The sequence below is a fragment of the Microbacterium sp. 18062 genome, assembly GCF_902706225.1.
Taxonomy (GTDB): domain Bacteria; phylum Actinomycetota; class Actinomycetes; order Actinomycetales; family Microbacteriaceae; genus Microbacterium.
The window spans coordinates 1-468 of sequence record NZ_CACSKB010000289.1; the positions used below are offsets into that span (position 1 = coordinate 1).

1 protein-coding gene is annotated in these 468 nt (G+C 29.7%); it reads right to left on the reverse strand.

The window, feature by feature from the left end; translation table 11 throughout:
- A partial coding sequence (locus GVL03_RS19845; protein WP_200847312.1) for a tetratricopeptide repeat protein occupies window positions 1-468 on the reverse strand: 468 nt, incomplete at both ends.

The window sequence follows — 468 nt, forward strand, 5'->3', positions numbered from 1 at the left end:
GCATAATATCGCTCGGAAATATAATTTGAAAAGTCTATATAATTTGCAGTTGTATTCTCTAAAAGTTTTCTTGCGGCATCATACTTTCCTTGACTAACATAAATTCTACTTAAATTAGTATATATGTATACTCTGCTTAAATTAAGTACGGCATTTGTTGTTTCACTTAAGATTTCCTTATTATCCACGATATTAATCGCTTGCTTATAAAAGTAAGTCGCATCATCTAACATTCCTAAGCCACTGAATATATTTCCTAATAGACTATATTGGTGTAACTTTTGTTCAAGTGATGTCTTTTTTGTATTAAATTTTACCGACTTTAATATTTGTGTTTCTGCCTCAGAAAACACTCCATTCATTGAAAGCACAACAGATTTAGAATATAATACTCTACTCAAATTTAAAGAGTCACGAGCTGAAAGATAAATATTCTCAGCTAAACAATAGTAAGAGTATGAGCTATCA